This is a genomic window from Nitrospira sp. Ecomares 2.1 (assembly GCF_965152585.1).
In genome coordinates, this window is sequence record NZ_OZ224219.1 from 2,870,774 (window position 1) to 2,885,719 (window position 14,946).

Below are 14,946 nucleotides of genomic sequence, written 5' to 3' on the forward strand. Positions count from 1 at the left end.
TGATCATGACTCATCAGACAAAACCGAAGGCATCCAATACACCGGAAGTTATCGACAATCTGGATGACCCCAAATTGTATCTAAACCGGGAATTGAGTTGGTTGGAGTTCAATAAACGGGTCCTGGAAGAGGCAGAAGATCCGAGCCACCCTCTCCTGGAACGAGTAAAATTTCTTTCAATTTTCTTCAACAATCTCGACGAATTCTTCATGATCCGGATCTCGGGACTGCGCGAACAGTTGTCCAGCGGGGTCCTGGAAGCCGCACTGGATGGGATGAGTCCTTCGGATCAATTAGGGCATATCCGGGAGGCCCTTCTTCAAAGCTTTGCCCGAGTAAGCCGGTGCTGGCAGGAAGACATATTTACCAGACTGGTGGACGCGGGTATCCGCATTCTCCCCTATCAAGACCTCAAACCGAAACAACGATCCCTACTCCGCCGATATTTTCGAAAGGAAATTTTTCCCGCGCTGACCCCTTTGGCCTTTGACCCTAGCCACCCTTTTCCCCATATCTCCAACCTCACAGTCAACCTGGCCGTCGTGGCCCACGACCCTGATCGTGGAGAATGTTTCGCGCGCATTAAGGTTCCGTCGCTGTTCCCACGATTGATCAGAATTCCAGACGAATCCCAGGTATCGGATGATGAACAAATGGGGTTAGCCCCAGGGGCGGAAAGTACCAACTTTGTGTGGCTGGAGGACATCATCGCAGCCAATCTGGACTTATTGTTTCCGGGCCTGACGATTCAGGCCTCCTATTATTTCCGAATCACCAGGGATGCAGATTTTGAAATCGAAGAAGATGAAGCCGGCGACCTGCTGGCTGCCATTGAGGAACAAATTGATTTACGCCAATTCGGGTCGGTGGTACGATTGGAACTGGACCGGCATATGCCGGATTCCATCAAAGATATCCTGGTCAGAAATCTGAATTTAGCGCCCTATCAAGTCTACACCTATGATTTCCGTCTCGGCCTTTCGAATCTCCTTGAACTCACATCCATTGAGCGACCGGATCTGAAATTTTCACCGCATTACCCCAATATTCTGCACGACCCCACCTCAAAGGAATCCCTGTTTGCACTGATTAAACGCGAAGACATCTTCCTCCATCACCCATACGATAGCTTTTCACCCGTCGTCGATTTCATTCGACAAGCCGCTCTGGATCCACATGTGTTAGCGATCAAGCAGACCCTGTATCGAGTGGGCATCAACTCCCCGGTGGTAGACGCCCTCATGGAAGCCCGGCAAAATGACAAGCAGGTTGCCGTACTCCTGGAACTCAAAGCCCGATTCGATGAGGAAAACAATATTGAATGGGCAAGAAAATTAGAGGATGAAGGCGTGCATGTGGTGTATGGTGTCCTGGGCCTGAAAACACATGCCAAGGTCTGCATGGTCGTTCGCCGGGAGTCAGATGGCATTCGTCGATATCTGCATCTCGGAACCGGCAATTACAACCCCATCACCGGAAAATTCTACACCGACTTTAGTTTATTTACCTGCCATCCGGTATTCGGCGAAGATGTCACCGACCTGTTCAATGCCTTGACCGGGTATTCAAAAAAAGACTCATACGCCAAACTTTTGGTTGCGCCGGTGGGGATTCGAACGAATATCATCGAACGAATCAATCGGGAAATATCACGCCAACAACAACATGGAGACGGCTACCTGGCATTCAAGGTGAATTCACTCGTAGACAAAGCCTCTATTCAGGCCTTGTATCGAGCCTCTCAAGCAGGGGTCAGGATTGAGCTCATGGTCCGTGGGATGTGCGGGCTCCGCCCCGGGATTCCTGGACTCAGCCAGACCATTACGGTCACGTCCCTCGTGGGACGATTCCTTGAGCATTCTCGCTGTTTTTATTTTCGTAACGGAGGGCAGGATGAATTATTTCTGGGGAGTGCGGATCTCATGCCCCGCAATATGGACCGGCGGGTTGAAATTTTGTTTCCCATTGAGAATCCCACACTGCGAAGCTTCATTGTTGAAACCGTCTTACGTCCCTACCTGAAAGACAACATGCATACGCGACAACTCCAAGCCAATGGAACCTATACTCGCGTCAAGCCATTGCAAAACGAAGCACCATTCCAGGCCCAGGATTGGTTTATTGCAAACTGGAAAGGGAAGCAGACCAAGCCGCCTTCATTCTGAAGACTGTGAAGGACAGGCCATGTTTTCCTTTCAGGTAGGCCACCACACCTCCGCGCCTCTGCCGAAATTAACTGCTGGCTTCGTTAGGCACCAAAAACCAATCTTCAGAAAGAAACACCGTTTCCAACTCCCTCAGTGGACATCCCTCTTGATAATAAGCGGGCTCCCACTCCAGACCACAACTTCGGCACCGCAATTGGATCGTACCAGATTTGTCCTGCGAGGAAGCATTCGGGGCACGGTCTCTCTTACCTTCCAATCTAACTCTGCTCATACATTCCCTCTCTTTTCTTGGAACATCTCCATACACCTAGACCCGATAAGCGGGTCTGGCCATTCATCATTTCCCGGGTCATCAGAATATCTGTCAACCATGAGCCAAATGATCAGCCAGTCCGCCATCACATAATTCTCATTAGGTCATCAGGTTTTTATCCCGAAACAACGGTAAATTCTCCCTGCACCGTCTTCTGCTGACCAGCATTCATCCAGGTCTGTCGAGCCGACTGGCCCTTCGCTTCAAAGAGTTCATGCCCTCTCATATATGCAAGGGTCTCCTGAATGCGCTCCGGCCTTCCCCAATCACTCCAACAAACCCCGGTCAGATCCATCATGTGTAATTGCTGAGGAATCAGCGACAACAGATCACTGGAGAAATTTCTGGTGGGCATTGTCCGATAGAGATGCAGTAATCGTTGATGTTCGTTTGAGGTTCCAATCCCACCCGCATGCTCTTCAAGAAGCATCACGACTTCTGGAATGCACTGACGGCCGGCCTCCCATAAGGTTTGAACATTGGCTATGAGCACTAACGTATTCCATTGCCCCCCACTCAGGGCGATGTCCTCAAGCTGGGAACCCTTGGGTTTCTCCACAAATCTCCGTACTTCCCTGAGGCGGCTCCCTCCAGAATGCGGAATACGATCACCCGGAATCACCCACCCATAGTCTTGCTCCCGCGATTGAGGAGGAACAGTCAACAACACCATACGATGAGGGTGTTGCTGGACCAAGGCCGCCGCATCGCGGATCACCTGAATAAGCGGCTCAACGGGGAAAATAAAATGGTCAGAGGGCCACAAAACTACCGTCGCATGAGGATCATGCGCTCGGATATAGGAGAGCGGTAGAAACACTCCGGGTCCGGTTCCTCGATTATCGGGTTGCCAGACCAAGCGGCCCAGGGATTCCTGAATCAATTGGGTTCGCACATAACCCCAATGTGATTGATCCATCACCGTCACAACCTGGTGAGGAAGACTGAGGGCTTTTGCCCGGGTCCACGTATGCTGGATCATTGATCGCTTTCCCAGAAAGGCACAATATTGCTTCGGCCGATATGCACCGAAACACTGTTCGGTATAGTGCCGAAGACGCTCCCCATGTCCACCTGCCAAGACCAGAGACCAAAGTGAAGCAGAGCCCTGTGAACGTAAGTTAGTAGCCTGCCCTTGGGAATACCGTGAAGAACCTCCACGTGTGTCAACCCATTTTTGCATAGCATTCTCCTTCCGCATGCGCTGGTGTTTGGTGATGATTTTTCATACCCACACCATACGTGGGAGAAATGACACCCCTGTCACAGACAGGTAAATTTTTTGTGACAGAAGACGCAGAAGCTGAAACAAGACAAAAGGAGAAGAGAATGAGAAAAAAACGAGGGCAGGACGACTGCGTTAGGTCGGAATCATATGGCGGATGATTTTTCCTTCCACCATATACACCACCAGTTCCGCCACATTCGTTGCATGATCGGCAATGCGTTCAATATATTTCGAGATAAACGACAACCGGATCCCGCGCGAAATCGTTTGGGGATTTTCCATCATGAAGGACAACAATTCACGGAAAATTTGTTCATTCAGTTCATCGACATAATCATCCTCCTTAAGGACCTGTCTGGCAAGAACCGAATCCCCCCGGACAAACGCATCCAAGGCTTCACCCACCATTTTGATGGCCCTCTCGGCCATCAACGGAATATCGATATACGGTTTCAATTGAGGTTCGGTATGCAGTTCCAGTGCGCGTTCACAAATATTTTCTGCCAAATCGCTCATGCGCTCTAATTCAGTGGAAATCTTCATGGCCGTCGTGACGAACCGGAGATCTTTAGCGGCCGGCTGGTGGAGTGCCAACAATTCGAGACAGAGTTCGTCAATGGCCACATCCATGGTATTCACCTGACGATCATTCTGAATGACCTGATTTGCCACCAGGTCATCGCGATCCACAAGTGCGATAAGCGCTTGACGAATCTGCCCTTCCACCAGCGCCCCCATCCGCAAAATTCTCTGCCTGAGGTCCGCCAACGAATCATCAAAATGTCGCTTCATCGTGATCCTTTATTCTGGTCTAATGGGAATCAGCCAAACCGCCCCGTCACGTAATCTTCCGTTCGGGGATCACCGGGATTGGTAAAAATCTTCTTGGTGCCCTCGAATTCAATTAACTCCCCTAATAAGAAAAACCCCGTCAAATCAGAAACCCGCGCCGCCTGCTGCATGTTATGCGTCACAATCACGACGGTGAGCCGCTCTTTCAACGTATGGAGGAGTTCTTCTATTCTGCCGGTGGAAATCGGATCAAGGGCCGAACACGGTTCATCCATCAACAGCACTTCCGGATTGACCGCAAGCGCTCTCGCAATACAGAGTCGTTGTTGTTGGCCTCCCGACAAACCCAAGGCACTGCCATGCAACCGATCTTTAACCTCATCCCACAATCCCGCCCCTTGAAGGCTGGTCTCAACGATCGCGTCAAGGGTGGCACGTTTGCGAATTTTCTGCAGTTGCGGGCCATACGCCACATTCTGCCAGACGGTTTTGGGAAACGGATTAATTTTCTGAAACACCATACCTACCCGGGTTCGAAGGTCCGTGGCATCGACTTCAGGTCGATAAATATTTTCATCATCCAGGAGAATGGTTCCTTCGACCCTGGTGCCATCGACCAGATCATTCAGGCGATTGAGGCACCGCAGGAGGGTTGATTTCCCACAACCTGAAGGTCCGATAAATGCGGTGACTTTATTAGCAGGAATGGTCATATTCACGGATTTGAGCGCCTGAACCGTCCCGTAGTAAAAATTCATATCCTGAATGACAATTTTCGCAGGGGCATCGGTCAATGGATGTTGGACGGTTTCAGATTCTACAAAAGTCTTCTTCATCGGATTCGTCTGCCTTGTTTCAAGCACCAGCCTCAGGGACTTTGCACCCGTGGTTTTGGCTAAAGACATAGATTGTTCCAAAGTTTTCTGATCGATTTCCATCATTGTACCTCATTTAAACCGAAGCACCAGCATAGCGCTTCCGCATCCGGGTCCGGAGTGCAATCGCCGTCATATTCAGGAGGAGAACGACAAGAACCAGGACCAGGGTGGTGACATACACCATGGGCTTGGCCGCCTCCACATTAGGGGATTGAAATCCCACATCATAGATATGAAAACCCAAATGCATAAATTTTCGATCAAGATGGATAAAGGGAAATTGACCATCAAGCGGAAGGGCCGGAGCAAGCTTGACTACCCCGGTTAACATCAGTGGCGCTACTTCCCCCGTAGCCCGGGAGACCGCGAGAATCAAACCGGTTAAAATTCCCGGCATGGCGCAAGGCAGAACAACCCGCATGAGCGATTCAAACTTTGTCGCCCCCAACCCCAACGACCCCTCCCGATATTCTCTGGGAACAGCCGACAAGCCTTCTTCGGTCGCCACAATGACCACCGGCACGGTCATGAGGGCCAAGGTGAGGGAAGCCCATAACATTCCACCTGTCCCAAATGTCGGATTCGGCAGCGAGGCGGAGAAGAATAACTGATCAATTGAGCCTCCCACTGCATAGACAAAAAACCCCAGACCAAACACACCGAAGACAATTGACGGAACCCCCGCAAGATTATTCACCGCAATCCGGATCATTCGAGTCAACAGGCCTTGTTTGGCATATTCTTTTAAATACACGGCGGCCAAGACTCCAAACGGTACCACGACCACGCTCATCACCAACACCATCATAACCGTACCGAATATGGCCGGAAAGATGCCGCCTTCGGTATTCGCTTCCCGCGGCTCATCGCTCAGGACATTCCAAAAATTTTCCACATACATCGTGGTTTTATCCCACACACTCATGGAATTCGGACGCCACGCCCTCACAAGGCCGCCAACAGGAAATGTTTTTTCCTTTCCAGTGACATCCATGAGGGTGACCCGATAGCGGTTCAATCGCTCGTACAGCCCCACCAATCGTTGGATCTGCTCCTGATAGGCCGCTTCCCGTTGTTGGATATCCTGTTGAAGAGAGTCGGCGGAATCCTGTGAAATGTCCCCCTTCAACTCCAAGGTCTTTAGACTGAGGCGCGCGCGCTCCATGTCAGCATTAATGGCGCCAATCACATCGCTTTCAATATGATGAATCTCCTCATGAAGTGACTCGGCTTGCTCAAGGAAGGGATACCAGACCTCCCACGCAATATCCCGGCCCTCAGCCAGACGGGACTCACCGTCCCACACAGCAGTCACCCAACCATAAAAATTCCCCCATTCACGTCGTTCAAAGGCGATAACATCCTTAGGCCAGTCCCGTTGAGCAATGTCGGCTTCATCAACCCACCGGAAATCCAGTCCGTACACATCCCGGTTGCCCACCTTCAGCTGTATGCGAGACTGCCCATCAGGGAGATCCGCAGTAACCGTATCCGGAATGCGCTGGGTATCTACGATTTCCCCGAGGACCCGGGTGTCATCATTGAGCGTCAACTGGACGAGATCCTTCTGCCAAAAATAGCCCATACCATTGATGAAAATGAGCATCAAAAGACCGCCGATCAGCAGCAGGGAACAGGCTAAGGCTCCTCCTGATAACCAGATAAACAATGTGCCTGATGCAAAAAATCGTTGAAGAAATTTCATGGCTGCCCGTCTAAAATTGAGAATATTTTTGGCGAAGCCGTTGCCGCACGATTTCAGCAATCGTATTAATGGTAAATGTGAAGCCAAACAAAATCAGACCGGACAGAAATAACACACGATACAACGTTCCGCCATGAGGAGCTTCAGGCATTTCTACCGCAATGTTGGCCGAGAGCGTACGAAATCCATTGAACATACTCCAATCCATGATCGGAGTATTTCCCGTGGCCATCAGCACAATCATCGTTTCCCCTATTGCACGCCCGAATCCAATCATCAAGGCCGAGAAGATGCCCGGACTGGCCGAAATAAGGACTAACCGGGTTAAGGTTTGCCACCGCGTCGCTCCCAGGGCCAGCGATCCTGCAACAAGTTGTCGGGGAACATTGGCAATGGCATCTTCGGCAATACTGAAAATAATCGGAATCACCGCAAAACCCATAGCAAAACTAATGACAATGGCATTTCGCTGATCATAGGTTAAGCCCAAATTCTGCGCCAACCACTGTTTAAAGTTTCCTCCAAATATCCAGCCCTCAATCGCCTGATTGGCCATCAAACAGGCAACCACGGTGAGAACAATGGCAATCATCATGACCATCAGATCAAGTCCATACACCTCCAATCGTCTCACCCGAATTGGGAGGAATTGCCAGATGAGACAACAGGCCGCAATCACCACAGGAAGAAATCCCACGATGGCGACCACCGCAGGAAAAATTTTCTCTAAGAGAGGGGCAAACCAGAGACCCGCGAGAAATCCCAACACCACCGACGGCAGGGCCGCCATCAACTCCAAGGACGGCTTAACAACGGAGCGAAGGTGAGGGTGCATGAACATCGCCGTATAAATGGCCCCCATGACCGCAAGAGGTATGGCCAACACCATGGCATATAACGTCCCCTTCAACGTGCCGAACATGAGCGGAATGAGGCCCAATTTCGGCTCAAACTCATCCGATCCGCTGGAAGATTGCCAAATCATTTCCGGATGGTCATAACCTTCATAGGTCACAGGAAAAAATAAGGATTTGAACGTGATCTCCGGATGTGGATTATCAATGGCATACGTCTGAAGCGTGCCATCCTCCCCCAACCACACCAGACCATCGGCCTTTGGAGCATAACGTAACGATTCGAGGGCATTTCCGTTCCCTGGAATGTCCAAAATCGTTTCTCCCGTCGTGGAATAATGCAGGAACATCGTTCCCTGATTGTCGGCTGTTAAAAATCCCTTATCACGTTGGGACACCGAGAGACTCGTCACCGCCCTGGCATGGGGAGTGAAAGTATGGACTTTTCTCAGGAATCTGCCGGATGGACCCGATTGATCAGCTGAAAACGCCCACGTACTCACGCTTCCGGAAGTGGTGCCAACCACCAACGTTCGTTCGCCTAACAGATATGAGAGAACAGTCACGGCATCCCCGGCCGCCCCAACAGGCACGGATTGAGGCATGGCATCAAATCCCTGTCCCCGCCATTCCCATGTAAGGAGATGGCCATCCCTCGTCCCGGCCACCAATCGTTTTCCCGCACTATCCAATGCCAACGTTGTCAGATGAAACTTCGGTGGTAGGACAAGCCGGTTGGTTTCCACAACGACTTCATCCGAAAATGAAAAATCCCCTGGTTCCTCAATCCGGGTCACCCAGAGTTCCCCGCCACCGGTGAGAGCTACCACCGTTTGAAATTCATCACTCCGCATGACATGCGCATGAAGGACGATACCCATTCCGTCAGGAACCACCCGAACAGGTTCCTTGACCTTTACGTTCGGGATAATGGTCCGTCTGTCCCCTTGGAAATCAGATCGAAAAAGGATGTTGACCGGATAGACGAATCCCTGGTCTGTCCCGATACTCAGGCTATGGCCTTTCAAACCCATTCGCACGACAGATTTCGGATCACCGTCAATCGACAACTCCCCTCCCACATCAGGAATGGCGGCACCATCGGGTAAGGAAAGAAACTGAAGATATTTCCCTTTGAGAACAAACGGGACTTCCCGATATTCATCAATCCCCACCATCGCCTGCGCCACGTTGGAGGATTGAATCGCTTTGACCGGCATAGGCACCTTCAGCTCCGGAGTGACGGTCGCGGGTTGAAACAGAGGAATCACTTCCCAAACCAGGTACACAAAAATTCCTAGAATACTGACAATGGTCGCCAGGCCTCCCGCCCCGACGACATACTTCGCCACATAATCCAGTAAATGACGAATCCGCCTTTGAGTAGCAACACGAGAACCACCGGCTAACGAATTTTTATGAGGAACTAACGCACCCGATGAAGAAGAGGAAGATAAAGGTGGCATGAGGGCTTGAGCTCGGCAAAAATGAAAAAGAAGCAGAAGATGAGATCAGAACACCCAACCGCTCTCCAAAGATTTTCTATGGAAAACGGTCGGGATGTTCATCAGGGAATTCCTACTTAAGGTGCTCTGACTGTTTCCCAATGATTTTCTCTGAGATGGGGAAATAGCCATCTTTAATGACGACCTTCTGCCCTTCCCGGCTATAGACATATTTCAAGAATTCCCGAACAATGGGAGACAACGGTTGATTAGGTGCTTTGTTCACATACACAAACAAATATCGTGACAAGGGGTACTTCCCGCTGGTGGAATTTTCATAGGTGGCCTCTACAAACGGTTGACCAGCCTTCATCGCCAGAGGAAGGGCATGAACCCCCGATGTGCGATACCCGATACCGCTATACCCGATGCCGGCTTGATCTTCGGTCACGCCTTGCACGACAGAAGCCGAACCGGGCTGTTCCTTCACTTCATCTTTATAATCACCATTCTCCAGCACCACATCTTTGAAAAATCCATAAGTCCCCGAGGCGGAATTCCGGCCATAGATACTGATCGGCATATCGGCAAACCTACCGGTCAAACCCAATTGTCCCCAACTGGTTAGATTTTCCTTATATCCATGTTGCCGGGTTTTGGAAAACACCGCGTCAAGCTCCCCAATCGTCAAACCCTGAAGGGAATTGTCTTTATTGACATAGACCGCCAACGCATCCACGGCAACGGGAATGGCGGTGGGCTTGTAGCCGAACTTGGCTTCAAACGCATCAATTTCCTTTCCCTTCATCTTGCGAGACATCGGGCCCAACTGCGCCGTCCCTTCGATAAGAGCCGGGGGAGCGGTGCTGGAACCTTTCCCTTCAATCTGAATTTTGACATTCGGATATTGTTTCCGGAATCCTTCAGCCCACAGCGTCATGAGATTATTCAAGGTATCCGAGCCAATACTATTGATATTCCCGGACACTCCGCTCACCTTGGCATAATTCACCCAGGCGGGATCTTCCATATCATCATTGGCCAAAACATGAGAGGCCCCAAGTATCGTAGTCGCGCTCCAACCCAGGATCAGCCCCATGCTCATGCCCAACACCCACATTTGCTTTCGATTCTGACTGTGTTCCATCAAACTGACCTCCTCATGTGAATGAATAGTGTAGGTCCAACAGGTTTCTTCTATGTAACGGCAATGTTACAAAGGTGTTAAATGGCCATCTGTCGATCTCCCGGTTTTGACGAAAATGATCCCGTCAGGACATCCTCCCCGTTTCCGCTTGACAAGGCATGGATGGCTCTGACTTCAAATTGAAACTCTTTTTGGCACAAAATCACCAACCCTTCATGCAGGCATTCCCCAAGTATGGAAAACAGATATCCCCACCGCATCCAGGGCAAATCATTCGAGAGTTCCTCAATCGTCACGGATTGTTTGGCAGATATGACGCCTAAGACCATGTCACGATCTCCTCTTTCAACAAGATTCTTGATCGTCCATTCCTTGTGACTCGTTGCCATGCTCCCCTCCAGTAGTCGTTATCCAATATTGAGGCAGGTCCATGCGAGGTATTCAGGCTAATCACCCATTCAATGGCATCCTAGCGATCAACTGTTGCAGCCCGATGAGGTTCGGGTTACAACTGTGTAAAGTTTTCAGGAGAATGAAAAGGGAAAAAATTCAAAGAAGCGGGCTACGGGGGAGAAAATGTGAGATCTCATAACGGTTTAGTTGTGGGAGTTGGCTTGGATTTCGGCAGGATCACTTCCATCGTGGTGCCTTTGCCCAGCTCACTTTGTACGCGAAGTTTACCACCGAGCAGTTGGAGTAAATGTTTCACGATAGAAAGTCCAAGCCCCGTCCCGCCTTCTTCACGGGAACGCGCTCGATCCACCCGGTAAAATCGTTCGGTAATGCGTGGAAGGTCAATCGACGGAATACCCTGGCCCGTATCGCTGACCTGCAAGGAGACTTCTTGATCCCGAAAAGGCATGGCTTGAAATGAGATCAGTCCTCCGGCAGGCGTATATTTAATGGCATTATCCACGAGATTCACCAGAATCTGAATCAACCGATCCCGATCTGCCCAGGCACTGTTTTCAATGCCAATTTCATTGGAAATCTGCAGATTTTTTTTCGACAGTTGATTTTGAAACATCTCACAGACATCCTGGGCAACTTCGCGCAACGGCACCAATTCACACCGCAAGAGGATTTTTCCCGATTCAATTTCCGAGAGGCTTCGTAAGTCTTCCACCAACCGGCTGAGCCGCTCCGCATGCTGGTAGGCGACGTGCACAAATTTTCGATTGTTCGGAGTTTCCAAAGACGGCTCATCCACAAGCGTTTCCAAATATCCGACAATGGCCGTGAGCGGAGTGCGCAATTCATGGGACACGTTCTCAATAAACTCGGTCCGGACCTGTTCCAATCGACGTAATTCCGTGACATCGTGCAACACCAACACACTCCCCTTATTTTGATTGGAAATGGGAAAAGGGAGCGCATACACCTCTAGCACCATGGAGACGGGAGGATACAATTCGACCTCAGCCTCTCGTCGTTCATGCCACGCCAATTCCTGACAACCTTCAACCAGACCTGCCAGTTCCTGATTCCTGATAATTTCCCAAACCGACCGTCCTTGAATCGCCTTGGCATCCAATCCCAATATCCGATGGGCGCTGGAATTGGTGAATAACACTTTTCCCTTGGAATCAAAGGCCACCACGCCTTCAACCAAATTTTCCATGATGGCGATAATTTTCGTACGCTCTTCCTCGAGACGGGTCATTCGTTGCTTCACGTCTTCCACCAGGCGTTGAATATGGCCTCCCAATGCATCGGGTTCCAACACACGAGAGGCCCTCGCCTCAGCAGTCCCACTAAGCTGTTCAAGTTGACGAAGGCCAGTCATGAGGTCTTCATGGTTTTCTCTCGTCTGCTTCGAGGTATTCCGAGTCATCACCGCAGCCACACCTGCCAGACCGGCCCCCAATAAAACCACCACCCAGAATGGCCATGCCCGGGCGACCGCCACGCCAACCCCGACCATCCCCGCCACCATCCAGCCAATGAGGATGAAAGAAGGATTACGCATGGATCGGGGTCACTTTCATCATACTGGCCTTAGACAGCCCCCGACTCAAAACGATACCCCACACCTTTAACGGTCACAATGCGCGTCAATTCGTCCCCTAACTTTTCCCTGAGTCTCCTGATATGCACATCCACCGTCCGGGACTCAATATCCACCGCATTGGAATAGCCCCAAACAGTTTCTAATATTTGATCCCGGTTCAACACCCGGCCATTCGCTCGCATCAACGCACAGAGCAGATCGAACTCCTTGACGGTCAATTCCACCACGGTTCCATTCACCGTCACCTGATGTTTTCCTTCATCCACCTCCAATGTTCCAACTTTTTTGATGGCGGACATCTCCTGTCCCTGGCCTCGCCGCAACACGGCTTTCACTCTGGCCACGAGTTCCCTCGGGCTGAAGGGTTTCACCAGATAGTCATCCGCCCCCATTTCCAAACCCACTATCCGGTCCACTTCTTCGGCCTTCGCTGTGAGCATTATGATGGCGATCGAAGACGTTTTCGGGTCTTTCCTCACCTTCCGGCAAACCTCCAAACCATCCACACCCGGCAACATCAGATCCAGGACCATTAGATCGGGGATGCGTTCCTTTGCCAACTGCAAGGCCGTTTCCCCATCACGCGCCTCCAGACATTTGAGCCCTTCCTTCTCTAAGTGATACTTAACCAACTCCACCAGATCCTTTTCATCATCAACGACTAATACCGTTGCAGCCATAAGACGTTCTCCTCAGCAGTTGTTCCTTAGTTTGCCTGTCCTTCAGCCATACCCTGAGTCTTGTGGGCATGATGCTCAAAATATCGGGTGATGGCTGCCATGGCATAGCAATCATCCTCGTTATATTCCAAAATTCTATTCAGCAGAGCTTCCTTGGCCGGATTCGCTAAATAATCGTTATACCAGGCGATGGAATTGGCCCCGGACGGGTCCACGTCTCTCCACTGAAACCCGATAAATTTGGCAATATGTTTAATCCCATATGAAAATGTCGGCCAATCAGAATATTCCACAATGAGGTCTTGATACAAATCAAATTCACAGGCCTTATACTTTTCAAAGGTTTCGGCATCCAGATCATACTTTTCCATCAGACGTTTCAGCGTCGACCGTTCCTTATGAGAATACACATAATAGACAGCCCGATCCGTCGATTGAATAAATTGCCAAAAGTTCCTGACCGTCTGCTCCTCGTCTTCAGGGGTTTTTGCTAAAAAATACGTAAAGTGAGAGGGGCTCTTTCCATCCTGAATGACCATTCCGAACAAATAAGTGACGCCACGGGTCGGATCATCTTCAATATCAAAATAGATCTCCCGATCAACATCGGGGAACGTATAGCCTGAGCGGATCCTCGGCTTTCCCTCTACCAGAACCTGAGCCCGCTCTTTCATCCGGGTCAGGGAGACTTTTCCCATTCGCGGAATCTTATGAGGCGGCTTGAGATAGGTTTGCACATCCATTTGCGCAATATCTTGAATCGTTCGAAGCCCCTGCTCTCTGAGCGCAAATTTTTGTTTGCCCACAAAAAATAGGCCGGTAGGATCGGATTCATCTTTCACCCATCGGTAACATCGGCTAAACCATCCGCACATGGTACAGTGACTTCCCAGCACCGGTTCCGAAGTCTCTTCCCCGGAGACCAGTTGCTGAACGTCCTGCATAGCCTGGTTAAACCGTTCTTCAAATGGAGCCGGATCAAATTCTTCAAGCTGTTTGTCCACATTAATAATTCGACCACCCCATGGAACGGTTCCCTGAATTTTTTCCAGTAACAGCCGATAAAACAAAATCTGAAAGGCGTAATGTTCTTTAAATTTTCGTTTTTTGCCCTCCACCTCTTCCCAGCCCTTTCCAGCTTTGATATCGATCGGCTCATAAAGAAAGGTTCCAAAACGAGAAGATCCGTCCTCCCGTTTCACCAACAAATCCGGTCGCCCCACAAATTGTTCATGGATCAGGCAGCCTTGATAAATAACGGCAGCCCCATGCTCCATGGCCAACAGGGTTTCCTGGAATGCCTGCTCTACCCCAAAATCCTGCAGGTCTACAATCTCCTGATCGCCGAGCGAAGTAATATAGTCCCGTTCAGTCTGTAACCCCACCTCCCACAACAGCTTCACAAATGAGCTGACTTCGGATTTTTCCGAAGGATCGCCGTTGCTATCCAGATATACGCGATGCAGACACTTGGTGTAGTTATAGAGGTCTTGAGCGGTGACTCGTTGCCGGGCCATAGCGAAGGAGGGAGCGGAACCGATTGTTCACATTTGGGGCAAAATTGCGTTCACAATTGCCACCAATACTAGCACAACCGGAAGAAAAGGCAGAACAGAAATAACAGGGGTCGGAAGAAAAAATGAGCGGAGATAGTATTCTGGAACCCTTCACATCGACTGGGCAACCGCATATTTGCGGGTACCTGCTTGTGGTGGCGGCGATGAT

Annotated in this window: 11 protein-coding genes; 1 reads left to right on the plus strand and 10 read right to left on the minus strand. The window is 50.3% G+C overall.

From position 1 onward, the window contains the following. The first annotated feature begins 5 nt into the window (after positions 1-5). Positions 6-2,165, plus strand: coding sequence for a polyphosphate kinase 1 (gene ppk1 / locus ACWHYD_RS12635; RefSeq protein ID WP_447962393.1), 2,160 nt, complete (start codon positions 6-8; stop codon positions 2,163-2,165). Between the two features lie 431 nt (positions 2,166-2,596). On the opposite strand, the gene ACWHYD_RS12640 is transcribed toward ppk1, so the two are convergent. From ACWHYD_RS12640 to ACWHYD_RS12685, 10 genes are all read right to left on the minus strand, one after another. Further along, on the minus strand, positions 2,597-3,664 hold the full coding sequence (locus ACWHYD_RS12640) for a sugar phosphate nucleotidyltransferase (RefSeq protein WP_447962394.1): 1,068 nt from the start codon (positions 3,662-3,664) through the stop codon (positions 2,597-2,599). Between the two features lie 177 nt (positions 3,665-3,841). Next, a complete protein-coding gene (gene phoU / locus ACWHYD_RS12645; RefSeq protein ID WP_447962395.1) occupies positions 3,842-4,501 on the minus strand; it encodes a phosphate signaling complex protein PhoU in 660 nt (219 codons plus the stop codon). Positions 4,502-4,530: 29 nt separating this feature from the next. Continuing rightward, a complete protein-coding gene (pstB, locus tag ACWHYD_RS12650) occupies positions 4,531-5,337 on the minus strand; it encodes a phosphate ABC transporter ATP-binding protein PstB (protein ID WP_447965869.1) in 807 nt (268 codons plus the stop codon). Between the two features lie 115 nt (positions 5,338-5,452). After that, entirely contained in the window at positions 5,453-7,084 is a 1,632-nt protein-coding gene (gene pstA / locus ACWHYD_RS12655) for a phosphate ABC transporter permease PstA (protein WP_447962396.1), read from the minus strand. A 10-nt stretch (positions 7,085-7,094) separates the two neighbouring features. Next, positions 7,095-9,404, minus strand: a complete 2,310-nt coding sequence (locus tag ACWHYD_RS12660; RefSeq protein WP_447962397.1) for an ABC transporter permease subunit — start codon at positions 9,402-9,404, stop codon at positions 7,095-7,097. A gap of 112 nt (positions 9,405-9,516) precedes the next feature. Beyond that, positions 9,517-10,530, minus strand: a complete 1,014-nt coding sequence (locus ACWHYD_RS12665) for a PstS family phosphate ABC transporter substrate-binding protein (RefSeq protein WP_447962398.1) — start codon at positions 10,528-10,530, stop codon at positions 9,517-9,519. Between the two features lie 77 nt (positions 10,531-10,607). Next, on the minus strand, positions 10,608-10,919 hold the full coding sequence (locus tag ACWHYD_RS12670) for a hypothetical protein (RefSeq protein ID WP_447962399.1): 312 nt from the start codon (positions 10,917-10,919) through the stop codon (positions 10,608-10,610). Positions 10,920-11,116: 197 nt separating this feature from the next. After that, on the minus strand, positions 11,117-12,499 hold the full coding sequence (locus ACWHYD_RS12675; protein ID WP_447962400.1) for a sensor histidine kinase: 1,383 nt from the start codon (positions 12,497-12,499) through the stop codon (positions 11,117-11,119). 29 nt (positions 12,500-12,528) lie between these two features. Next, complete coding sequence (locus ACWHYD_RS12680) at positions 12,529-13,221, minus strand: response regulator (protein ID WP_447962401.1); 693 nt, start codon at positions 13,219-13,221, stop codon at positions 12,529-12,531. A 26-nt stretch (positions 13,222-13,247) separates the two neighbouring features. Continuing rightward, entirely contained in the window at positions 13,248-14,738 is a 1,491-nt protein-coding gene (locus tag ACWHYD_RS12685) for a TM0106 family RecB-like putative nuclease (RefSeq protein ID WP_447962402.1), read from the minus strand. Positions 14,739-14,946 lie beyond the last annotated feature (208 nt).

What these genes read in the sequence shown, in the direction of transcription:
- ACWHYD_RS12675 (WP_447962400.1), bottom strand. Translation starts at nt 12,499, where the DNA reads ATGCGTAATCCTTCTTTCATCCTCATTGGCTGGATGGTGGCGGGGATG.
- pstA (WP_447962396.1), bottom strand. Translation starts at nt 7,084, where the DNA reads ATGAAATTTCTTCAACGATTTTTTGCATCAGGCACATTGTTTATCTGG.
- phoU (WP_447962395.1), bottom strand. Translation starts at nt 4,501, where the DNA reads ATGAAGCGACATTTTGATGATTCGTTGGCGGACCTCAGGCAGAGAATT.
- ACWHYD_RS12660 (WP_447962397.1), bottom strand. Translation starts at nt 9,404, where the DNA reads ATGCCACCTTTATCTTCCTCTTCTTCATCGGGTGCGTTAGTTCCTCAT.
- ACWHYD_RS12680 (WP_447962401.1), bottom strand. Translation starts at nt 13,221, where the DNA reads ATGGCTGCAACGGTATTAGTCGTTGATGATGAAAAGGATCTGGTGGAG.
- ACWHYD_RS12685 (WP_447962402.1), bottom strand. Translation starts at nt 14,738, where the DNA reads ATGGCCCGGCAACGAGTCACCGCTCAAGACCTCTATAACTACACCAAG.
- ACWHYD_RS12665 (WP_447962398.1), bottom strand. Translation starts at nt 10,530, where the DNA reads ATGGAACACAGTCAGAATCGAAAGCAAATGTGGGTGTTGGGCATGAGC.
- ACWHYD_RS12670 (WP_447962399.1), bottom strand. Translation starts at nt 10,919, where the DNA reads ATGGCAACGAGTCACAAGGAATGGACGATCAAGAATCTTGTTGAAAGA.
- ppk1 (WP_447962393.1), top strand. Translation starts at nt 6, where the DNA reads ATGACTCATCAGACAAAACCGAAGGCATCCAATACACCGGAAGTTATC.
- ACWHYD_RS12640 (WP_447962394.1), bottom strand. Translation starts at nt 3,664, where the DNA reads ATGCAAAAATGGGTTGACACACGTGGAGGTTCTTCACGGTATTCCCAA.
- pstB (WP_447965869.1), bottom strand. Translation starts at nt 5,337, where the DNA reads ATGAAGAAGACTTTTGTAGAATCTGAAACCGTCCAACATCCATTGACC.